Origin of the sequence: Azospirillum formosense (assembly GCF_040500525.1) — a bacterium.
Classification (GTDB): domain Bacteria; phylum Pseudomonadota; class Alphaproteobacteria; order Azospirillales; family Azospirillaceae; genus Azospirillum; species Azospirillum formosense_A.
Genome location: NZ_CP159405.1, coordinates 287,401 through 307,709 on the forward strand (window position 1 = coordinate 287,401; position 20,309 = coordinate 307,709).

18 protein-coding genes are annotated in these 20,309 nt (G+C 68.9%); 5 read left to right on the forward strand and 13 right to left on the reverse strand.

Going from position 1 to position 20,309, the window contains the following annotated elements; translation table 11 throughout:
- Window positions 1–100: 100 nt before the first annotated feature.
- Window positions 101–1,015 carry a transcriptional regulator GcvA gene (gene gcvA, locus ABVN73_RS25665; protein WP_353861899.1) on the forward strand — a complete coding sequence of 305 codons (915 nt, stop codon included), beginning with the start codon at window positions 101–103 and terminating at the stop codon, window positions 1,013–1,015.
- A 128-nt stretch (window positions 1,016–1,143) separates the two neighbouring features.
- Here the strand turns inward: gcvA and ABVN73_RS25670 are convergent, their stop codons facing one another.
- The 3 genes from ABVN73_RS25670 to ABVN73_RS25680 form a co-directional block, all read right to left on the reverse strand.
- Window positions 1,144–2,667: an altronate dehydratase family protein gene (locus ABVN73_RS25670; RefSeq protein ID WP_353861900.1), complete on the reverse strand. Its 1,524-nt coding sequence runs from the start codon at window positions 2,665–2,667 to the stop codon at window positions 1,144–1,146.
- Window positions 2,668–2,819: 152 nt separating this feature from the next.
- Window positions 2,820–4,223 carry a glucuronate isomerase gene (uxaC, locus tag ABVN73_RS25675; RefSeq protein WP_353861901.1) on the reverse strand — a complete coding sequence of 468 codons (1,404 nt, stop codon included), beginning with the start codon at window positions 4,221–4,223 and terminating at the stop codon, window positions 2,820–2,822.
- A gap of 197 nt (window positions 4,224–4,420) precedes the next feature.
- Entirely contained in the window at window positions 4,421–4,855 is a 435-nt protein-coding gene (locus tag ABVN73_RS25680; protein ID WP_014199988.1) for a methylglyoxal synthase, read from the reverse strand.
- A gap of 287 nt (window positions 4,856–5,142) precedes the next feature.
- Between ABVN73_RS25680 and ABVN73_RS25685 the strand changes: the two genes are divergently transcribed.
- Both ABVN73_RS25685 and mgrA read left to right on the forward strand, forming a co-directional pair.
- Window positions 5,143–5,922, forward strand: coding sequence for a GntR family transcriptional regulator (locus ABVN73_RS25685; protein ID WP_353861902.1), 780 nt, complete (start codon window positions 5,143–5,145; stop codon window positions 5,920–5,922).
- Window positions 5,923–6,017: 95 nt separating this feature from the next.
- A complete protein-coding gene (gene mgrA, locus ABVN73_RS25690) occupies window positions 6,018–7,058 on the forward strand; it encodes an L-glyceraldehyde 3-phosphate reductase (protein WP_353861903.1) in 1,041 nt (346 codons plus the stop codon).
- A 73-nt stretch (window positions 7,059–7,131) separates the two neighbouring features.
- Here the strand turns inward: mgrA and ABVN73_RS25695 are convergent, their stop codons facing one another.
- From ABVN73_RS25695 to ABVN73_RS25720, 6 genes are all read right to left on the reverse strand, one after another.
- Window positions 7,132–8,415 (reverse strand): TRAP transporter large permease, encoded by a 1,284-nt coding sequence (locus ABVN73_RS25695; RefSeq protein ID WP_040138200.1) that lies wholly within the window; start codon window positions 8,413–8,415, stop codon window positions 7,132–7,134.
- Window positions 8,406–8,945 (reverse strand): TRAP transporter small permease, encoded by a 540-nt coding sequence (locus ABVN73_RS25700; protein WP_353861904.1) that lies wholly within the window; start codon window positions 8,943–8,945, stop codon window positions 8,406–8,408. The genes ABVN73_RS25695 and ABVN73_RS25700 overlap by 10 nt, the downstream gene beginning before the upstream one ends.
- 73 nt (window positions 8,946–9,018) lie before the next feature.
- Complete coding sequence (locus tag ABVN73_RS25705) at window positions 9,019–9,930, reverse strand: TRAP transporter substrate-binding protein (protein ID WP_353861917.1); 912 nt, start codon at window positions 9,928–9,930, stop codon at window positions 9,019–9,021.
- Between the two features lie 189 nt (window positions 9,931–10,119).
- The gene (locus ABVN73_RS25710; RefSeq protein ID WP_353861905.1) at window positions 10,120–10,458 is read right to left on the reverse strand and encodes a cupin domain-containing protein; all 339 of its coding nucleotides are present in this window, start codon (window positions 10,456–10,458) and stop codon (window positions 10,120–10,122) included.
- Between the two features lie 33 nt (window positions 10,459–10,491).
- Window positions 10,492–11,250, reverse strand: a complete 759-nt coding sequence (gene kduD, locus ABVN73_RS25715; protein WP_353861906.1) for a 2-dehydro-3-deoxy-D-gluconate 5-dehydrogenase KduD — start codon at window positions 11,248–11,250, stop codon at window positions 10,492–10,494.
- Window positions 11,247–12,071 (reverse strand): GntR family transcriptional regulator, encoded by an 825-nt coding sequence (locus ABVN73_RS25720; RefSeq protein ID WP_353861907.1) that lies wholly within the window; start codon window positions 12,069–12,071, stop codon window positions 11,247–11,249. Before ABVN73_RS25720 ends, kduD begins: the two co-directional genes overlap by 4 nt.
- Before the next feature lie 252 nt (window positions 12,072–12,323).
- Here ABVN73_RS25720 and ABVN73_RS25725 point away from each other — a divergent pair, with 252 nt between their 5' ends.
- Together ABVN73_RS25725 and ABVN73_RS25730 are read left to right on the forward strand one after the other, a co-directional pair.
- A complete protein-coding gene (locus ABVN73_RS25725) occupies window positions 12,324–13,169 on the forward strand; it encodes a class I SAM-dependent methyltransferase (RefSeq protein WP_353861908.1) in 846 nt (281 codons plus the stop codon).
- Window positions 13,170–13,296: 127 nt separating this feature from the next.
- Window positions 13,297–14,511, forward strand: a complete 1,215-nt coding sequence (locus ABVN73_RS25730; protein ID WP_353861909.1) for an alpha/beta hydrolase — start codon at window positions 13,297–13,299, stop codon at window positions 14,509–14,511.
- Between the two features lie 30 nt (window positions 14,512–14,541).
- On the opposite strand, the gene ABVN73_RS25735 is transcribed toward ABVN73_RS25730, so the two are convergent.
- From ABVN73_RS25735 to mmsA, 4 genes are all read right to left on the reverse strand, one after another.
- Window positions 14,542–16,368: an IlvD/Edd family dehydratase gene (locus ABVN73_RS25735; RefSeq protein ID WP_353861910.1), complete on the reverse strand. Its 1,827-nt coding sequence runs from the start codon at window positions 16,366–16,368 to the stop codon at window positions 14,542–14,544.
- A 122-nt stretch (window positions 16,369–16,490) separates the two neighbouring features.
- Complete coding sequence (locus ABVN73_RS25740; RefSeq protein WP_353861911.1) at window positions 16,491–17,459, reverse strand: Gfo/Idh/MocA family oxidoreductase; 969 nt, start codon at window positions 17,457–17,459, stop codon at window positions 16,491–16,493.
- An 8-nt stretch (window positions 17,460–17,467) separates the two neighbouring features.
- Window positions 17,468–18,679: a multiple monosaccharide ABC transporter permease gene (mmsB, locus tag ABVN73_RS25745; RefSeq protein ID WP_353861912.1), complete on the reverse strand. Its 1,212-nt coding sequence runs from the start codon at window positions 18,677–18,679 to the stop codon at window positions 17,468–17,470.
- Entirely contained in the window at window positions 18,676–20,259 is a 1,584-nt protein-coding gene (gene mmsA, locus ABVN73_RS25750; protein ID WP_353861913.1) for a multiple monosaccharide ABC transporter ATP-binding protein, read from the reverse strand. Before mmsA ends, mmsB begins: the two co-directional genes overlap by 4 nt.
- Window positions 20,260–20,309: the final 50 nt, after the last annotated feature.

A 20,309-nucleotide genomic window follows, 5' to 3' on the forward strand; every position in this document is an offset into this window, starting at 1 on the left:
GGCTGTGGTCGGCATGATGCTCCCGGCACGCTTGCGCCGCAAACGGGATTGTCTGATGCTGACCCCCAGGAAATGTTGGGGTGAATGGGGAGGGGGTCGGATGCGGCGCCTGCCATCGCTGAACGCCTTGCGGGCGTTCGAGGCCGCGGCCCGGCACGGCAGCTTCACCGGGGCTGCGGGCGAACTGAACGTCTCGCAGGCCGCGGTGAGCCGCATGGTCCGCCTGCTGGAGGAGCGGATGGGCTTCCCGCTGTTCGAGCGGCGGGCCAACGCGCTGGAGCTGACCGACCGTGGGCGGGCGCTGCAACCCGGCCTGACCGGCGCCTTCGACGCGATCGCCGACAGCGTGGAGCGGGTCGCCGCAATGCGCGACGGCCCGGTGTTGACGCTGGGGGTGGGCGCCACCTTCGCGGTGCGCTGGCTGATCCCGCGCCTGTCAGCCTTCCACGAGAGCCACCCCGACGTGGAGGTGCGCATCGCCACCGGCGGCGCCGGCGCGCCGATCCGCGAGGACTGGACCTGCGCCCTGCTGCTGGGCGACGGGCATTGGCCGGGCTACGAGGTGGAGGAGCTGTTCACCGCCGACATGCTGCCGGTCTGCGCGCCCGCCCTGGCGCGGAGCCTGCGCCGTCCGGAGGATCTGCTGTCGGCGACGCTGCTCTCGGTGTCGCACTGGGCGGACGACTGGCCGCACTGGTTCGCCTCGGCGGGGCTGGCGCCGCCGGCCGTGAAGGGGTTGTCCTTGGGCAGCTACGCCATGACCCTGCAGGCGGCGGCGGACGGGGTGGGGGTGGCGCTGGGCGCGCGGCTCTACATCGCCGACGATCTGGCGGCGGGCCGGCTGGTCACGCCCTTCGCGCTGGCCGTGCCGATGGGGCGGGCGTGGTATCTGGTCTCGCGGCCGGCGCGGCACCGGGAGCCGGGCTTCACCGCCTTCCGGGACTGGCTGCGCGCCGCGGTCGGATCGCCGGACCCCGAAAAGAAAAGACCGCCGGAGATGGCCCCGGCGGTCTGAAGTCGCACTTTGGAGAAACGTCACTCGGCGGAACCACGCGCGTGGCGCGGCCTGCCGACTGGGTTTCAAAGGATAACCGAACGAAAACACTTATACTAGTATATCACTAAGAGCGCAAGCCCTTTCGCTCACATGACGGCGCCCATCTGCCAGGGCGTGAACTCGTCGGAGCCGAAGCCCAGCTCCTCGCTCTTGGTCTTCCGGCCCGACGCGGTGTCGAGGATGAGCTGGAAGATCGCCCGCCCGACCTCCTCGATGGTGGCGTCGCCGGTGGCGATGGGGCCGCAGTCGATGTCCATGTCGTCGGGCATCCTGCGGTAGAGCGGCGTGTTGGTGGCGAGCTTCAGCGACGGCGTCGGCTTGCAGCCGAAGACGGAGCCGCGGCCCGTGGTGAAGCACAGCACGTTGGCGCCGCCCGCCACCTGGCCCGTGGCCGACACCGGGTCGTAGCCCGGCGTGTCCATGAAGACGAGGCCCGGCCCGGTGATCGGCTCGGCGTAGCGCACCACCTCGACGAGGTTGGTCGTGCCGGCCTTGGCGACCGCGCCCAGCGACTTCTCCAGGATGGTGGTCAGGCCGCCCTTCTTGTTGCCGGGCGACGGGTTGTTGTTCATCTCGCCGCCGGTGCGGCTGGTGTAGTCCTCCCACCAGCGGATGCGTTCGACCAGCGTCTCGCCGACCGCCGGGCTGACGGCGCGGCGGGTCAGCAGATGCTCGGCGCCGTAGACCTCCGGCGTCTCGCTCAGCACCGCGGTGCCGCCGTTGCGGATCAGCAGGTCCACGGCGTGGCCGAGCGCCGGGTTGGCGGTGATGCCGGAATAGCCGTCCGACCCGCCGCATTGCAGCGCCAGGATCAGGTGGCTGGCCGGCACGGTCTCGCGCGTCACGTCGTTGACGCGGGGCAGCAGGGCGCGGATGCGCTCCACGCTCGCCCGCACGGTGGCGGCGGTGCCGCCGCTGTCCTGGATGGCCAGCGTCTGCAGCGTGTCGCCGACGGTCAGCCCCTCGACCTCCACCAGCTTGTCGATCTGGTTCACCTCGCAGCCGAGGCCGAGCACGAGCACGGCGGCGAAGTTCGGGTGGCGGGCGTAGCCGGCGATGGTCCGGCGCAGCGCGTCGATGGCGTCGCCCTGGGAACCCATGCCGCAGCCGTAGGAATGGGTCAGCGCGACCACCCCGTCGATGTTGGGGTAGGCGGCCAGCGCGTCGCCGCGGAACTGGTCGGCGATCATCCGCGCGGCGGTGGCCGAGCAGTTCACCGTGGTCAGGATGCCGATGTAGTTGCGGGTCGCCACGCGCCCGTCCGGACGGACGATGCCCTGGAAGGTGGCGCGCTCCGCCTCCGGCATGAGGTCGGTGGGGTGGACGTCGGCGCCGAAGGCGTAGTCGCGCTCGAAGCTGTCGCCCACGCCGATGTTGTGGACGTGGACATGGTCGCCCGGCGCGATGGGCGCGGTCGCGAAGCCGATGACCTGGTTGTACTTGCGCACCGGCTCGCCGAGCGCGATGGCCTGCACCGCGACCTTGTGGCCGGAGGGGATCGTGGTCCGGGCGACGACCTCGGTGTCGGGCAGGCGGGTGCCCTCCGGCAGGTCGGCGCCGGCAACGACGACGTTGTCCGCGGGGTGCAGGCGGATGGTCAGCGATGCCATCGGGATTCCTTTCACTCCCTAATGTTCCCTCTCCCCCTGGGGAGAGGGTCAGGGTGAGGGGGATGCGCGTGGCGGGACGTCCGGCACAAGCGCAACCCCCTGACCCGGCGCCGTTGGCGCCACCCTCTCCCCAAGGGGAGAGAGGTTTCACGTCAGAGCTTGTAGGCCTTCTTCGCCAGCGTGTAGGCGAGATCCACCGCCAGCTCCGCGGCCTCGTCCTCCTCCAGGCGGTGCTCGGCGACGAGGCGGGCCAGGAAGGCGCAGTCCACGCGGCGGGCCACGTCGTGGCGGGCCGGGATGGAGCAGAAGGCGCGCGTGTCGTCGTTGAAGCCGACCGTGTTGTAGAAGCCGGCCGTCTCCGTGATCATCTCGCGGTAGCGGCGCATGCCCTCGGGGCTGTCGTGGAACCACCAGGCCGGGCCGACGCGCAGCGCCGGGTAGTGGCCGGCCAGCGGCGCCAGCTCGCGGGCGTAGCTGGTCTCGTCCAGCGTGAACAGGATGATGGTCAGGTCGCGCTCGTTGCCGACGCGGTCGAGCAGCGGCTTCAGCGCCCGCACATACTCGGTGCCGGTCGGGATGTCGGCGCCCTTGTCGCGGCCGAAGCGCTCGAAGACGCCCGGGTTGTGGTTGCGGAAGCTGCCGGGATGGATCTGCATGACCAGCCCGTCGTCCAGGCTCATCTTGGCCATCTCGGTCAACATCTGGCCGCGGAAGATCTCCGCCTCGGCCGCCGTGATGGTGCCGCGCAGCGCCTTCTCGAACAGCCGCTCGGCGTCGGCGTCCGACAGGTCGGCGGTGGTCGCCGTGGCGTGTCCATGGTCGGTCGAGGTGGCGCCGCCGACCTCCTTGAAATACTGGCGGCGGTTGCGCAGGGCGGCGAGATAGCCGGCCCAGGTCGAGGTGTTCTCACCGGACAGCGCGCCCAGTGTCTCGACGTTGGCCTGGAAGCCCTCGAACTCCGGATCGACGACCGGGTCCGGGCGGAAGGCGGTGATGACGCGGCCCTTCCAGCCGCTCTCGCGGATGGCCCGGTGATGCTCCAGCGTGTCGAGCGGCGACTCGGTGGTCGCCAGCAGCTCGATGTTGAAGCGCTCGAACAGGGCGCGCGGCAGGAATTCCGGCTTCTGCAGGCAGGCGTCGATCTGGTCGAAGATTCGGTCGGCGCTGGCCCCGCTCAGCCGCTCCGTCACGCCGAACACCGTCTCGAAGGCGTGGTCGAGCCACATGCGCGTCGGGGTGCCGCGGAACAGGTGCCAGTTCTGCGCCAGCTGGCGCCAGATCTTGCGGGGATCGCTCTCCACCGCCCCGCCGTCCCTGCGCGGCACGCCCAGGCTTTCCAGCGTCACGCCCTGGCTGTAGAGCATGCGGAAGGCGTAATGGTCGGGCACCACGAACAGCGCCGCCGGGTTCGGGAACGCCTCGTTCTTGGCGAACCAGGACGGGTCCGTGTGGCCGTGCGGGCTGATGATCGGCAGGTGGCCCACCTCCGCGTACAGCCGGCGCGCGATGTCGCGCTGCGTGGGATCGCTGGGGAAGAGGCGGTCGGGGTGGAGCATCGTTCATCTCCGGAAAGAGGGATGCCGGACGGGAGTCCGGTGCCCATTTGAATGGGTGGTTCGGGTATGGCGCGCGGTGCCGCGCCGGTCATGTCCCGCACATCGGAATATATTAATATATCAGTTCCGAATGCAAGGACTTTGTGCGTCCCGCCCACAATTCTGTCGCCGGAACGCGCAATTCAAGAGGGTGCCCCTCAGAGGCGGCGCGAATCGTGGGCGGCGAAGTCCACGGCCCGCGGGCGGTAGCCGCTGGTGAAGAGGGGGGAGGAGATCACCATGTCGGCGGTCGCCTCGTTGCAGGCCATCGGGATGTTGTAGAGCGTGGCGAGGCGGGTCAGCGCCTTCACGTCCACGTCGTGGGGCTGGGCGGTCATCGGGTCGACGAAGAAGACCAGCAGGTCGATCCGGCCTTCCGCGATCATCGCGCCGATCTGCTGGTCGCCGCCCAGCGGACCGCTTTTCAGCGAGGTGATGTCCAACTGGGGATGGGCCTCCCGGACCAGCCGGCCGGTGGTGCCGGTGGACCAGAAGACGTTCCCCTCCAGCGCGTGGATGTTGGCGCCGAGCCAGCCGATCAGGTCGGGCTTGCGGGCGTCGTGGGCGACGAGGGCGATGCGTTTGCGGTCCACGGTGAACGTCCTTGCGCTGTGCGCTCCGTGGTGGAGCTTTCATCAATATACTAGTATACTTTTGGATGGCGCAACGCGCTTCCCGATGGGACAAACCGGCGCGGAACCGGGACGCCGCGCGGGGCCAAGGCGTTTGACCCACCCCGCCGGGTATTAGTATATTGCAATGAAGGGCCGACCGTCCGCGGCGTCAACCAGCGGGTTCGACGCCGGCATTCCGGAGCGCCGGCGCCCTTGAACAGTCCTGGCAGGAGCGGGTGTTGAAAAAGGCGGCGCAGACATCGACGGTGGATTCATCGACGGCGGTTTCGGAACAGGCGGCGGGCGTCAAGGCGCGGACCCGGCGCCGCACGGCGGCGGCGGTCGCCCGCCCGGCCCAGCGCGGCACCACCGTGGCCGCGACGATCTACCGCGACCTGCGCAACGAGATCGTCTCGCTCCGCCGCAAGCCGGGCGAGCCGGTCGCGGAGAAGGTGATCGCCCAGGATTACGGCGTCAGCCGCACCCCGGTGCGCGAGGCCGTGCTGCGTCTGGCGGACGAGGGGCTGATCGAGATCTTCCCACAGTCGGGCACCTTCGTGTCCCGCATCCCGCTGGGCGCCCTGCCGGAAGCCATCGCCATCCGCAAGGCGCTGGAGGAGGCGACCGTCCGCTACGCCGCCAAGCGGGCCACCCGCAGCCAGATCGCCAAGCTGCGCGCCAACCTGGAACTCCAGCGCGAGATGGAGGCCGCCCAGAATTTCGAAGGCTTCCACCAAGCCGACGAGACCTTCCACGCGCTGCTGGCCGAGACCGCCGGCTATCCCGGCTTCTGGAGCCTGACGCAGCAGGTGAAGGTGCAGGTGGACCGCTACCGGCTGCTGACCCTGCCGGTGCTGGGCCGCGTGCCGGACGTGATCGCCGAGCATTCGGTCATCATCGAGGCCATCGCCAACAACGACCCGGAGGCGGCGGCCAAGGCCATCGACCTGCATCTGGACTATCTGCAGGTCACCATCGCCGACGCGCAGAAGGCCAACCCGCTCTATTTCACCGCCCCCTCGGAGGACGCGGCCGAGCCGGTCTGAAGGCTGCCTTGCGCTCTTGGCTTTGGACTGCGGCCGATTTCTAATATATCAGTCACAGTCCTCCCGACACCGCGCAAGACAGCCAGGAGACCGCGATGCAATCGTACTACCGCGCCGATCCGGCCCGCTACACGGGCATGACCTACCGCCGCAGCGGGCGGAGCGGGCTCGACCTGCCGGCCATTTCGCTGGGGCTGTGGCAGAATTTCGGCGGCACCGACGTGTTCGAGACCGGGCGCGCCGTGCTGCGCCGGGCCTTCGACCGTGGCGTCACCCATTTCGACCTCGCCAACAACTACGGCCCGCCGCCGGGTTCGGCGGAGGAGAATTTCGGGCGCGTCCTGGCGACCGACTTCAAGGCCCACCGCGACGAGCTGATCGTCTCCACCAAGGCCGGCTACGACATGTGGCCCGGCCCCTACGGAAGCTGGGGCTCGCGCAAGTACCTGACGGCCAGCCTGGACCAGAGCCTCAAGCGCATGGGGCTCGACTATGTGGACATCTTCTACTCGCACCGCGTCGATCCGCGCACCCCGCTGGAGGAGACGATGGGGGCGCTCGACCACGCCGTGCGGCAGGGCAAGGCGCTCTATGTCGGCATCTCCTCCTACTCGCCGGAGATGACCCGGCGGGCGGCGGCGATCCTCAAGGACCTCGGCACGCCCTGCCTGATCCACCAGCCCTCCTACTCGATGCTGAACCGCTGGATCGAGGGCGGGCTGCTCGACGCGCTGGAGGAGACCGGGATCGGCTGCATCGCCTTCTCGCCGCTGGCCCAGGGCATGCTGACCACCAAGTATCTGAACGGCCAGCCCACCGACGCCCGCGCCGCCAAGGGCGGCACGCTGAAGGCGCATTTCCTGTCGCCGGAGAATCTGGAGCGCGTGCGCGCCCTGGACGCCATCGCCACGCGGCGCGGCCAGACGCTGGCCCAGATGGCCATCGCCTGGGTGCTGCGCGACCCGCGGGTGACCTCCGCCCTGATCGGCGCCCGCAACGTCGAGCAGCTCGACAACTCGCTCGACGCGCTGAAGAACACCGCCTTCACGCCGGAGGAACTGGCCGAGATCGACCGCCACGCCGTCGATGGCGGGCTGAACCTGTGGCAGAACTCGTCGAACGCCGAAGCCGGCTGATCCGCCGAAAGCCGACATGAAAAGGGCCGCGCCGGGGATGCCGGCGCGGCCCTTTTTCGTGACCCTGCGTGCCTCAGCGCATCAAGAGATGGGGAAGCCAGAGGGAGAAGGCCGGGACATAGGTGACGAGGAGGAGGGTGACGAAGAGGGCACCGTAGAAGGGGAGGATGGAGCGCATAACCTGGCCGACCGAGATCTCGCCGATGGCGCAGCCGATGAACTGGGTGGTGCCGACCGGCGGGGTGTTGAGACCGAGCGCGCAGTTGATCAGCATGACGATGCCGAACTGCACCGGGTCCATGCCGTACTGCATGGCGATGGGCAGGAAGATCGGCGTGCAGATCAGGATCGTGCTCGCCATGTCCATGAAGGTGCCGAGCAGGAACAGGATGATGTTGATCAGCAGGAAGATGACCAGCGGGTTGGTCGAGATGCCGGCCATCAGCTCGCCGGTGATCTCGGCCACCTGATACAGCCCCATGATGTACTGGAACATCGTCGAGACGCCGATCAGCAGCAGGACCACGCCGGTCGTCTTGACCGTCTTGGCGGCGGCCGCCAGGAAATGGTCCCAGGTCAGCGTGCGGTAGACGAAGGTGGTGAGCAGCAGCGCGTAGATCACCGCGATGGAGGCGGACTCGGTGGCGGTGAAGACGCCCGACGTGATGCCGGCCAGGATGATCACGACGATGAGCAGGCCGGGGGCGGCGGCGGCGAAGGAGCGGCCCAGGATCGACCAGCCCGGGAAGGTGCCGGGGGGATAGCCGCGCTTGACCGCGACGTAGTAGGCCGCACCCAGGTTGCAGACCATCAGCAGCAGGGCCGGGACGATGCCCGCGGCGATCAGCGCGCCGATGGAGGCTTTGCCGCCGGCGGCCAGGGCGTAGATGATCATGTTGTGGCTGGTCGGCATCAGCGCGCCGACCAGGGCGGCGTGGGTGGTGACGTTGACGGCGTAGTCGGCGTGGTAGCCCTCGCGCTTCATCATCGGGATCATCACCGCACCCATGGCCGAGACGTCGGCGACGGGGGAGCCGGCGACGCCGCCGAAGAGGGTGCAGGCGACGACGTTGGACATGCCCAGGCCGCCGCGGATGTGGCCGACCATGTTCTTGGCGGTGGCGACGATCTTGTCGGCGACGCCGCCGTGGAGCATCAGTTCGCCGGAGAAGACGAAGAAGGGGATGGCGAGGAAGGAGAAGACGTTCATGCCGGACATCATCTGCTGGAAGATGACGGCGACGGGGAGGCCCTCGTAGAGGATGGTGCACAGCGCCGACAGGCCGATGGCGAAGGCGACCGGGATGCCCAAGACGAGGAAGCCGAAGAAGGTGACGGCGAGAATGGTCAGTTCCATGACGGCGCGACCTCCTCGCCGCGGATGATGGCGACGATGTGCTCGATGGAGAAGAGCACGATCAGGACGCCGGAGAGCACGAGCGGGATGTAGCGGACGGCTTCGGAGACGTGCAGGTTGGGGATGTAGTAGGGGGCGACGGAGGTGCCGAGGAGCCAGCCGTTGTAGGCCATGCAGGCGCCAAAGACGCCGACGAGGGCGTAGATGACGATCTCGACCTTGCGGCGGATGGCGTCGGGCAGCATGACGAGGAAGGATTCCAGGCCGATGTGGCCGGCGTCGCGCACCCCGACGGCGGCGCCGATGAGGGTGACGTAGAGGACCAGCACGATGGCCAGGCTCTCCGCCCAGGTCGGCGAGTTGTTCAGCACGTAGCGGCCGAAGACCTGATAGAACACCACACCGACGATGGCCATCAGGCCGACCATCGCCACGCACATCCCCGACCGCGCCAGCCGCGCGTTCACCCGCGTCAGCAGGCCCGCGCTCTGCGGGGGGCTGTGATCCATTGCTTGCAGCTCGACATCCATGCCGCCGGCTCCCCTCGAATGACGCGGCGCCGCCCTTCGGTCTGCCGAAGGGAAGCGCCGCGTTCGACTGTTCTTACTTCGTGTCCTGGATGCGCTTCACGAGGCCGTCCAGCTTCGGCGTGCTCGCGAACTGCTTGTAGACGGGAGCCATCGCGTCGATGAACTCCTGCTTGTTCGTGACCTCGACGATCTGGGCGCCGGCCTTCAGGACCACGTCCTTGGACTTCTGCTCACGCTCGTCCCACAGCTTGCGCATGTAGGGGACGGAGTCCTTGGCGGCCTTGCGGATGGCGGCCTGGTCGTCCTTGGACAGGCGGTCCCACGACACCTTGGAGAAGACCAGCACTTCCGGCGCCATCGCGTGCTCGGTCAGGGTGAAGTACTTGGCCGCCTCGAAGTGGCGCGAGGACTCATAGGACGGGTAGTTGTTCTCCGCCGCGTCGACGATGCCGGTCTTCAGCGCGGTGTAGACCTCGCCGAAGGGCATCGGCGTGGCGTTGGCGCCCAGCGCCTGGATCATGGCGACGAACAGGTCGGACTGCTGGACGCGGATCTTGGCGCCCTTCATGTCGGCCAGCGTCTTGTAGGGCTTGGCGGCCGAATACATGCTGCGCGAGCCGCTGTCGTAGAAGGCCAGGCCGATCATGCCCTGGCTTTCCATGGCGGCCAGGATCTCGTCGCCGATCGGGCCGTCCAGGACGGCGCGCATGTGCTCGGTGGAGCGGAAGATGAAGGGCAGGGCCGTCACCATCGTCTCCGGCACCACGTTGTTCAGCGGAGCGACGTTGATGCGCATCATGTCGAGCCCGCCGATCTTCAGCTGCTCGATGGTGTCCTTCTCGGTGCCGAGCGCGCCGTTCGGGTAGACCTTCACGCCGAGCTTGCCGCCGGTCCGCTCCTTGAGGAGCTTGTCGACGTACTTCACGGCCTCGACGGTCGGGTAGTCGGCCGGGTGGATGTCCGCGGAGCGGAAATCGCGGGCCATGACCGGGGTGGCGAGCAGGGTGCAGGCCGCGCAGGCGGCGAGAAGGGCGGCGCGGATACCGCGGGTCGAAAGATGCATAGCGTGTCCTCCTGGCGATTGTTCGGCAGCTTCAGGCTGGTTCTTTGGTTTGGACGGTCGGGTCCGGGAGCCGCCCGGCGCGTGTTCCCGCGCGCCGGTCAGCAGGTGATGTCATCCGGCGAGGAAGTCCTCGCGCGGGGGGGTGAAGATGTCGAGCAGAACGCCCGGCTCCAGCGCCACGACGCCGTGCAGGGCATTGGACGGCACCATGTAGCCGTCGCCGGTGCCGAGCCGCCGGGTGACGCCTTCGATGGTCACGTCGAAGGAGCCCTTCTCGACCACGGCGCACTGGACGTGCGGGTGACGGTGCTGCGGCCCGATGGCCCCAGTCTCGAACTCCACGCGCACCATCATCATGGCGTCGTTGTGGCCGAGGATCTTGCGGCGCACCCCGGCGCCCAGGTCCTGCCACGCCACCGCCTCGTCGATCACGAAAACGTCCGTGCTCATCCTCGTCTTCCCTTTACTAGTGCCGGCCACCCGTCAGCGGGCGAGCCAGCCGCCGTCCACCGGCAGGATCGTGCCGTGGACGTAATCGGACGCATCGGAGGCCAGGAACACCGCGGGTCCGCCCATGTCGGCGGGCTCGCTCCAGCGTCCGGCGGGGATGCGGGCCAGAATTTCGGCGTTGCGGCGCTCGTCGGCGCGCAGCGCGCTGGTGACGCTGGTCGCGACGTAGCCCGGCGCGATGGCGTTCACGTTGATGCCCTTGCCGGCCCATTCGTTGGCGAGCAGCCGGGTGATCCCGGCGATGCCGCTCTTCGACGCCGCGTAGGAGGGCACGCGGATGCCGCCCTGGAAGGACAGCATGGAGGCGATGTTGATGATCTTGCCCTTCCGCCCGTTGCCCAGCGCGTAGCGCCCGAAGGCCTGGCATAGGAAGAAGACCGACTTCAGGTTCACGTCCAGAACGGCGTCCCAGTCGGCCTCGGTGAAGTCCAGCGGGTCGTCGCGGCGGATCAGCCCGGCGTTGTTGACCAGGATGTCCAGCCCGCCGAGCGTGCCCACGGCCTCCTCCATCACCGTGGGAATCGGGGCGATGCTGGACAGGTCGGCGGGGATCGCGGCGAAGCGGCGGCCCAGCCCCTCGACCAGGGCGCGCGTCTCGTCCGGCGGGGTGCGCCCGGCCACGGCGATGTCGGCGCCGGCCCGCGCCAGGGCGACCGCGATGGCCTGCCCGATGCCGCCGTTGCCCCCGGTGACCAGGGCGGTCCTGCCGGTGAGGTCGAAGGAGTTGGTCATGACGGGGTGCTTTCTGTCTTCGTCTTCGACGGGGTGTCCGGCTGCGCGCCGGAGAAGAAGAAGGGGTTGGCCCCCTGGGTGTTCGGAACGGACTCCAGAAGCGCGCCGAGATGGATCGTCATCAGCCGCTCCGCCTCGGCCGGGTCGCGCGCCGCGATGGCGTCCACGATGCCGGTGTGCTCGGCCAGCACATGCGGGATGCGGCCCGGCTCCGGCAGGGTCAGGCGGCGGTAGCGGTCCACCTGCATCTTCACCTGCTGCGCCATGTTCCACAGGCCGGGGAAGCCGGCGATCTCGGAAATCAGGCTGTGGAACGCCTCGTCGGCTTCGTGGAAGCCGTCGAGATCGCCCGCCGCCATGGTCTCTTGCTGAAGCAGGATGTTGGCCCGCAGCGCTGCGATCTGGCTGCGCGCGGCACGGGCGGCGGCGTAGCGGACCGCGGTGCATTCCAGCGAGGTGCGGATCACCACCGCTTCGGGCAGGGCGTTCACCGGGATGCGGGCGACGAAGGTGCCGGACTGCGGGAAGATCTCGACCAGCCCGTCGTCGGCCAGCCGCAGCAGGGCCTCGCGCACCGGGGTGCGGCTGACGCCGAAGGACTCCGCGACGTGCTTCTCCACGATGGGCTCTCCCGGCTTGCGCCGCATGGCCACGATGTCCCCGCGCAGCGACCGGTAGATCTCCGCGGTGGCCGTCGCGCGGGCGGACAGGCGCGGTTCCTTGGCGGTTCCCACGACGGCTTTGGGCGCTTTCCCGGGCGCGGTCCCCGAAGCGGTTCCGGGCGGTTGGGCGTCCAGGGCGGGCCTGGAGGTCGAAGCCATTGCGGTCCTCCCATATGCCGGCCCGTGCCCCATCCGGGGCCGTTCCGTGCTGTTCCTTGAGGGAGAGCATATTAATATATCAGCGCTCCGCGCAAGCCGATTTTGAGGAAGGGACGAACATTTTTTCGGGGGGAGGGGAAACGTCGATGCCGGAGAGTTCCGCCAGCGCGGGCGGCCTCCGAGCGGTCCGGTGTTGCGGCGGGAGCCGGTGTGTGGTTGCGTGGCGCTCGCCCGGAGATTGCGAGGATATCCATGCCGCATGAGATGCACGAGGCCAATCGCAGGTCTTGGAACGCAGCAACCGTTGCGCACAACAGCCACAAAGGCGATCAGGCCGATTTCTTTCGGAAGGGCGGCAGCACGCTTTACGACGAAGAGTTGACTCTGCTTGGTGACATTGCGGGCATGGATCTCCTGCACCTTCAGTGCAACGCCGGGCAGGACAGTTTGAGTCTCGCGACTCTTGGCGCCAGGGTGACCGGCGTCGACATCTCCGACGAGGCCATCGGTTTCGCCTCCCGGCTTTCCGATGAAAGCGGCATTCCCGCCCGCTTCGAGCGCGAGGATCTGTTCGAATGGTTCGAGCGGGCGGCCGGAGACGGGCGGACGTTCGATCGCGTCTTCGCCTCCTATGGAACCATCTGCTGGCTGTCGAACATCGACACGTGGGCGCGGGGCATCTCTTCGGTGCTCAGGCCGGGGGGACGATTCGTCCTTGTGGAATTCCATCCCTACGCCATGGTTTTCAATGAGCAATGGCAGCCGCACTACGATTACTTCCGGTCCGAGCCCATCAGGGAGTCCGGGGTGGGCGATTACGTGGCGGAGTCGGGCGACGGCTTGGCTCTTGAAGGGTATCAGGCCGGAGTTGAGAACTTCGTCAATCCGCACCCTTGCTTTGAGTTCTACTGGGGGATCGGCGACGTGGTGTCGGCGCTCATCCGTGCCGGACTGACTCTCGACCGGTTGGTCGAGTATCCTTACTCGAACGGCTGGCGCGGCTTCGAGGGCATGCGTGCGCTTGACGGCAAGCGCTGGAGGCCGCCGGAGACGATGCCCAGCATCCCTCTCATGTATGGTGTCGCTGCAAGCAAGTGACCGAGGCGGCCGCCGCGTCCGATGGGGCGTCCCACCTTCTGCGCGGTGGCGGGCCGGCCCCGGCGCGGCGACAATTGGGGGTTGCCGGGGCTTCCTGACCCGGCCGGCGGGACCGGGGAGGACAGCCGTGACCACCCTCTTTCACGACCCCCTGCACGAGGATTTCGGCACCTGGCCCGTCGCCTACATCCCCTATGGCGGGGCCGAGTTCGGCGAGATCAAGGCGGTCGCCGAGGCCATCGGCGACGGTGACGACGGCGCCTATTACGACGCCTGGACCGCGGCGGGCGACCGGCTGGCGCACGAGGCCGCTCTGGCCAAGGGCCGCAGGGCGACCGCCCGCGCCCTCTACCTGCGGGCGAGCGCCTTTTACAACGCCTCCTTCCACCCGCTCTACGGCGCGCCCGTCGATTCTCGGCTGATCGCCGCCTTCCGCAAGGGGACGGCGGCGCTCGACAAGGGACTCTCGCTCGGGCCGCGCCCGGCCATTCCGCTGGCCATTCCGTTCGGCGCGATGGCGCTGCCCGGCCGCTTCATCCCGGCGGAGGGCTTCGAGACCCGGGTCCGCCCGCTGATCGTCTTCACCAACGGCTATGACGCCACCATCACCGACCTGTATTTCGCGTCGGCGGTGGCGGCCTCGCGGCGCGGCTATCACAGCTTGCTGTTCGACGGTCCCGGCCAGGGGGCGATGCTCTACGAGCACAACGTGCCGCTGCGGCCGGACTGGGAGACGGTGATCGCGGCGGTGATCGATTTCGCCGAAACCCTGCCGCTCGTCGATGCGTCGCGCATCGCCCTCAGCGGCTGGAGCCTCGGCGGGCATCTCGCCCCGCGCGGCGCGTCGGGCGAGCCGCGCATCGCGGCGCTGATCGCCGATCCCGGCACCTGGAGCATCGCCGACGGCTTCCGCGACATCGTGGTTCACAGGCTCGGCGTCGCACCGGAGGCGGCGGCCGACCTCGGCGCCCTGGACCAAACCGTCATCGACCGCATGGACGCCTTCATCCGCGGCCACCGCCAGCTCAACTGGAAGGTCGTGCAGCGCGGCTTCTGGGTGCATGGCGTCAGTGATCTGCGTTCCTACCTCGCTGCCGCGGAGTTGTTCACCATGCGGGGGCGGGCGCAGCTCATCGCCTGCCCCACCCTGGTCACCCAGGCGGAGAACGACGCGCTGTCGGCCGGCGCGGGCGCCTTCTTCGACGCGCTCACTGGCCCGAAGACGCTGATGCGCTTCACCGCCGCCGAAGGCGCCGACGGGCACTGCGAGATGGGCAACCGCTCCCTCCTGAACCTCCGCGTCCTCGACTGGCTGGATGACCAATTCAAGGGTGGGAACTGACGCGCCTCCGGCCCTCCTTCCGTGCCCAGGTCAGTGATTGTCGCGCGGGATGCCCATGGTCTGGGCGACGCGCTGGTACTTGACGGCGGGCTTCAGCACCATGCCCTCGTCGAGCTGGTCGACGATGCCGCGCTGGATCTCCTGCCAGGGCGTCTGCGACGGCGGGATCGGGTAGCCGCCCGCGGCCTCCAGCGCGGCGCGGCGGTCGGCCAGCTCGCCCTCGGAAATCAGGATGTCGGCGCTGCCGCGGCGCAGGTCGATGCGCACCCGGTCGCCGCTGCGCAGCAGGGCCAGCCCGCCGCCCGCCGCCGCCTCCGGGGACGCGTTGAGGATGGAGGGCGACCCCGAGGTGCCGGACTGGCGGCCGTCGCCGATGCAGGGAAGGGAGTGGACGCCCTGTTTGATCAGCGTGGCGGGGGGCCGCATGTTGACCACCTCCGCCGCTCCCGGATAGCCGATGGGGCCGGTGCCGCGGATGACCAGGATGGTGTAGGCGTCGATGCCCAGGCCGGGGTCGTCGATGCGGTGATGGTAGTCCTCCGGTCCATCGAAGACGACGACCTTGCCCTCGAACGCCTCCGGGTCCTGCGGGTTGGACAGGTAGCGTTCGCGGAACTCGTCGGAGATGACGCTGGTCTTCATGATGGCGGCGCCGAACAGGTTGCCGCGCAGCACCACGAAGCCGGCGCTGGGCATCAGCGGCTCGTCGATGGGATGGATCACCCGCGTGTCGAGGATCGGCTGCCGGCGGCAGTTCTCGCCGATGGTCCGGCCGTTGACGGTGGGCGCTGCCTCGCGGATCAGCCCCTTGCCCATGAGCTGGGCGACGACTGCGGGCACGCCGCCGGCGCGGTGGAAATCCTCGCCCAGATACTCGCCGGCCGGCTGGAGGTTGACCAGCAGCGGCACGTCGTGCCCGTGGGTCTGCCAATCCTCCACGGTCAGCGGCACGCCGATGTGCTTGGCGATGGCGTTGATGTGGATCGGCGCGTTGGTCGAACCGCCGATGGCGGAGTTGACGACGATGGCGTTGAGGAAGGCGTCGCGCGTCAGGATGTCGGACGGCTTGAGGTCCTCGCGAACCATCTCGACGATGCGCTTGCCGGTCTCGTAGGCGGCCTGCTGGCGCTCGCGGTAGGGGGCGGGGATGGCGGCGGAGCCGGGAAGCTGCATGCCCAGCACCTCGGCCAGCGAGTTCATCGTGGAGGCCGTGCCCATCGTGTAGCAGTAGCCGGTCGAGGGGGCCGAGGACGCCACCAGTTCGATGAAGCCCTGATAGTCGATCTCGCCGGCCGCCATCATCTGGCGCGCCTTCCACACGATGGTGCCCGAGCCGGTGCGCTCACCGCGGAACCAGCCGTTCAGCATCGGGCCGACCGACAGGGCGATGGCCGGGATGTTCACGGTGGCCGCCGCCATCAGGCAGGCGGGGGTGGTCTTGTCGCAGCCGATGGTCAGCACCACCCCGTCGAGCGGGTAGCCGTACAGCACCTCCACGAGGCCGAGATAGGCGAGGTTGCGGTCGAGCGAGGCGGTCGGACGCTTGCCGGTTTCCTGGATCGGATGGACGGGGAACTCGATGGCGATGCCGCCGGCGGTGCGGATGCCTTCGCGCAGGCGTTCGGCCAGGACCAGATGGTGCCGGTTGCAGGGGCTGAGGTCGGAGCCGGTCTGGGCGATGCCGATGATCGGCGCGCCCGATTGCAACTCCTCCCGCGTCAGCCCGAAATTCAGGTAACGCTCTAGATAGAGCGCGGTCATGTCGGGGTTGTCGGGGTTGTCGAACCACGCGCGCGACCGCAGCCGCCGGCCGGAGCCGATGTCCGGATGCTGGGAGGAGGGTTTCGTATCGGGCATGTCGGCACCAATTCGGGTTGGGGGCGCGGACCGGGGGACGGCCGGCGCCGGGGTCGTGCGGAGCCTCGTTCGGGCGTCGTTGGGAGTCGGCCGGGCGGTGCGCCCGGCGCTTTACCAGTGGCCTACCAGTGGAAGGCGTCGGTGGTGCGCCAGCGCCCGATCAGACAGGCGTCGGCGACCAGCTGCAGCGGACGGGCGTCGACGTCGCCGGCCGCGTCCGCGATGAGATGGTGGAAGCGGCGGTAGATGCCCTCGTACTCGGCGTCGGGCTCGGCCAGCACGGGCACGCCGTCCACGCTCAGCCGCGTGCCGCCGTGGGTCAGGTCGAGCCTCCCTTCCTCCGTCTCGATGGCGATGGTCCAGGTCTGCTCGCCCTCCTGGAGGAAGTCGAAGGCGGCCGTCACCGTTCCGACGGCGGAGCCCGCAACGCCCTCCATCCTCAGGGTGGCGGCGATGGGCGTGTCGCGGTTGGCGGGGACCCGCAGCTCGGCGTCGCGGACGACGACGGGGGCCGGCAGGATCTCGGACAGGATCGACAGGGCGTTGATGCCCGGATCGAAGACGCCGAAGCCGCCGGCGGCGAAGATCCAGTCCTGGCCGGGATGCCAGCGCCGCACGTCCTCCTTCCAGGTGATGGCGACGTGGCGGACGGAGGCGCCGTCCAGCCGCCGCCGCGTCTCCTCCACCGCCGCGTTGAAGCGGGAATGCCAGGCGGCGAACAGCGTGCGCTTGACCTCCTTCGCCGCGTCGAGCAGCAGGCGCAGCTCGGTCAGGGTGGCGGCCGGCGGCTTATCGATCAGCGCGTGCTTGCCGGCGCGCAGCGCCTCCACCGTCAGGGCGTGGCGGACGGCGGGCGGCGTGCAGATCGCCACGGCGTCGAGGCCGGGCAGGGCGGCCAGCATCTCCGCTTGGCTGCGGAAGACCGGCACGTCGCCGAGCCCGGTTTCCTCCGGGGTGGCGCCGTGCGGGCTGACCACCGCGGCGAGCCGGAACAGGCCGGTGGCGGCGATGGCTGGAACATGCTGGTCGCGGGCGATCTTGCCGAAGCCGACGATGCCGAGCGTACGAGGGGCGGGGGTGGAACGGGTCATGACGGCCCTCACGCCTTGTTCTTGTTGTAGACGTCGATCGTGACGGCGGCGAGCAGCACCATGCCCTTGATGACCTGCTGCCAGTCGATGCCGATCCCCAGGATCGACATGCCGTTGTTCATCACGCCCATGATGAAGGCGCCGATCACCGCCCCGGTCACCCGGCCCACGCCGCCCGACGCCGAGGCGCCGCCGATGAAGCAGGCGGCGATCACGTCCAGCTCGAACGAGACGCCGGCCTTCGGCGTGGCGGTGTTCAGCCTTGCGGCGAAGATCAGCCCGGCCAGCGCCGCCAGCACCCCCATGTTGACGAAGGTGTAGAAGCTGAGCCGCCGGGTGTCGATGCCGGACAGCCTGGCGGCCTTCTCGTTGCCGCCCAGGGCGTAGACGCGCCGGCCGACCGTGGTGTTGCGGGTGACGAAGCTGTAGAGCGCGATCAGCACGCTCATGATGATCAGCACGTTGGGCAGGCCGCGGTAGGAGGCCATCAACTGCCCGACATAGAGCAGCACGGCGGCCAGCGCGACGTTCTTCGCCACGAACAGCGGCAGCGGCTCCTGCTCGATGGCGACGCTCTGCCGGCGCAGGCGCGCCATGGTGTTCATCGCCACCAGCGCGGCGGCGACCGCCCCGCAGAGCAGCAGGCTGGTCAGGTGGAACTTGCCAAGGTTGAAGGCGTCGAGCGCCAGGAAATCCGGGATGAAGCCGGAGCTGAGACGCTGGAACTCCACCGGGAAGGGACCGACCGACTGGCCGGCCAGCAGGATCAGGCACAGGCCGCGGAAGACCAGCATGCCGGCCAGCGTCACGATGAAGGAGGGGATGCGCAGATAGGCGACCCAGAAGCCCTGCACCGCCCCGATCGCCGCCCCGGCCAGCAGGCACAGCAGCGTCGTGGTGACGAAGTCCAGGTGGAGCCGCACCATCAGCGTCGCCGCCAGCGCGCCGATGAGGGCCACGACCGAGCCCACCGACAGGTCGATGTGCCCGGCGACGATCACCAGCAGCATGCCCAGCGCCATGATGACGATGTAGCTGTTCTGCAGCACGAGGTTGGTCAGGTTCAGCGGCTGCAGCAGCGTGCCGTCGGTCATGTACTGGAAGAACAGGACGATCGCGACCAGCGACAGCAGCATGCCGTACTCGCGCATGTGCGCCTTCACGAACCGTCCCATGGACACCCGCGGGCCGCGCGCCGGAAGGTTGAGTTCGGCACTCATGGCAGAGCCTCCCCGGACATCAGCGTCTCGCCGGAGCGCATGATCGCCCGCATGATGTTCTCCTGGCTGGCCTCCGCCGCCGGCATCTCGGCGACCATTTCGCCGGCGTTCATCACGTAGATGCGGTCGGCGACGCCCAGCAGCTCCGGCATCTCCGAGGAGATCAGGACGACGCCCCGGCCCTCGGCGACCAGCTGGTTGATGATGGTGTAGATCTCGTACTTGGCGCCGACGTCGATGCCGCGGGTCGGCTCGTCGAGGATCAGCACCTGCGGGTCGGCGAACAGCCACTTGCTGAGCACGACCTTCTGCTGGTTGCCGCCCGACAGGTTGACCGTCTCCTGGAACACGCCAGCGCAGCGGATGCGCAGCCGGCGCCGGAACTGCTCCGCCACCTGGATCTCGCGCTCATGGTCGATGACCCAGCGTTTCGCCACCCCTTTGAGGTTCGCCAGCGTGACGTTGTGGCGGATGTCGTTGTCGAGCACGAGGCCGAGATGCTTGCGGTCCTCCGTCGCGTAGGCGAGGCCGTTCGCCATGGCCCGGCTGATGGTGGAGACGTCGATCTCCCGCCCGCCGAGGAAGGCCTGCCCGCGGATGTTGCGGCCGTAGGAGCGGCCGAACAGGCTCATCGCGAACTCGGTGCGGCCGGCGCCCATCAGCCCGGCGATGCCCACCACCTCGCCGCGGCGGACGGTCAGGTTGACGTCGCGGACGACGCGCCGGCCGGGATGGGCCGGGTGGTCGGCGCTCCAGCCCTTGACCTCGAACAGCACCTCGCCGGGCACGGTGGTCCGCCGGGGGTAGCGGTCCGACAGGGCGCGCCCGACCATGCCGCGGATGATGCGGTCCTGGCTGACCGCGGCCTCGCGGCAGTCCAGCGTCTCCACCGTCGTGCCGTCGCGCAGGATGGTCACCCGGTCGGCGACCTTGGCGATCTCGTTCAGCTTGTGCGAGATGAGGATGGAGGCGATGCCGCGCGCCTTGAATTGCAGCAGCAGCTCCAGCAGGGCGTCGCTGTCGCTCTCGTTCAGGCTGGCGGTCGGCTCGTCCAGGATCAGCAGCTTGACCTCCTTGGACAGCGCCTTGGCGATCTCCACGAGCTGCTGCTTGCCGACGCCGATGTCGGTAATCAGGGTCTCCGGCGGGTCGTGCAACCCGACCAGCCGCAGCAGCTCCCGCGCCCGCAGGGTGGCGGAGTCCCAGTCGATCACCCCCCGTTTCGCCTGCTCGTTGCCGAGGAAGAGGTTCTCGGTGATCGACAGCAGCGGAACCAGGGCGAGTTCCTGGTGGATGATGATGATGCCCAGCCGCTCGCTGTCGGCGATGCCGCGGAAGGCCTGGGGCTGGCCGCGGAAGCGGATCTCGCCGTCGAAGCTGCCCTGCGGGTAGACCCCGCTCAGCACCTTCATCAGCGTCGATTTGCCGGCGCCGTTCTCGCCGATCAGCGCGTGGATCTCGCCCTCGCGGACCGACAGGTTGACGTTGTCGAGTGCCTTCACGCCGGGAAAGGTCTTGGTGATGCCGTTCATTTCGAGGATCGGCATCGCCAGACTGGACCGCTCCAGGATGGAGTCCATGAACACCTCCGATCGCCCGGTCGAACCTCAGGCCGGTGGCGGGGCGCGCC

What these genes read in the sequence shown, in the direction of transcription:
- ABVN73_RS25740 (WP_353861911.1), bottom strand. Translation starts at nt 17,459, where the DNA reads ATGACCCGTTCCACCCCCGCCCCTCGTACGCTCGGCATCGTCGGCTTC.
- kduD (WP_353861906.1), bottom strand. Translation starts at nt 11,250, where the DNA reads ATGACCAACTCCTTCGACCTCACCGGCAGGACCGCCCTGGTCACCGGG.
- ABVN73_RS25670 (WP_353861900.1), bottom strand. Translation starts at nt 2,667, where the DNA reads ATGGCATCGCTGACCATCCGCCTGCACCCCGCGGACAACGTCGTCGTT.
- ABVN73_RS25710 (WP_353861905.1), bottom strand. Translation starts at nt 10,458, where the DNA reads ATGAGCACGGACGTTTTCGTGATCGACGAGGCGGTGGCGTGGCAGGAC.
- ABVN73_RS25725 (WP_353861908.1), top strand. Translation starts at nt 12,324, where the DNA reads ATGCCGCATGAGATGCACGAGGCCAATCGCAGGTCTTGGAACGCAGCA.
- ABVN73_RS25720 (WP_353861907.1), bottom strand. Translation starts at nt 12,071, where the DNA reads ATGGCTTCGACCTCCAGGCCCGCCCTGGACGCCCAACCGCCCGGAACC.
- ABVN73_RS25735 (WP_353861910.1), bottom strand. Translation starts at nt 16,368, where the DNA reads ATGCCCGATACGAAACCCTCCTCCCAGCATCCGGACATCGGCTCCGGC.
- gcvA (WP_353861899.1), top strand. Translation starts at nt 101, where the DNA reads ATGCGGCGCCTGCCATCGCTGAACGCCTTGCGGGCGTTCGAGGCCGCG.
- ABVN73_RS25705 (WP_353861917.1), bottom strand. Translation starts at nt 9,930, where the DNA reads ATGGCCCGCGATTTCCGCTCCGCGGACATCCACCCGGCCGACTACCCG.
- mmsA (WP_353861913.1), bottom strand. Translation starts at nt 20,259, where the DNA reads ATGGACTCCATCCTGGAGCGGTCCAGTCTGGCGATGCCGATCCTCGAA.
- uxaC (WP_353861901.1), bottom strand. Translation starts at nt 4,223, where the DNA reads ATGCTCCACCCCGACCGCCTCTTCCCCAGCGATCCCACGCAGCGCGAC.
- mgrA (WP_353861903.1), top strand. Translation starts at nt 6,018, where the DNA reads ATGCAATCGTACTACCGCGCCGATCCGGCCCGCTACACGGGCATGACC.
- ABVN73_RS25695 (WP_040138200.1), bottom strand. Translation starts at nt 8,415, where the DNA reads ATGGAACTGACCATTCTCGCCGTCACCTTCTTCGGCTTCCTCGTCTTG.
- ABVN73_RS25700 (WP_353861904.1), bottom strand. Translation starts at nt 8,945, where the DNA reads ATGGATGTCGAGCTGCAAGCAATGGATCACAGCCCCCCGCAGAGCGCG.
- mmsB (WP_353861912.1), bottom strand. Translation starts at nt 18,679, where the DNA reads ATGAGTGCCGAACTCAACCTTCCGGCGCGCGGCCCGCGGGTGTCCATG.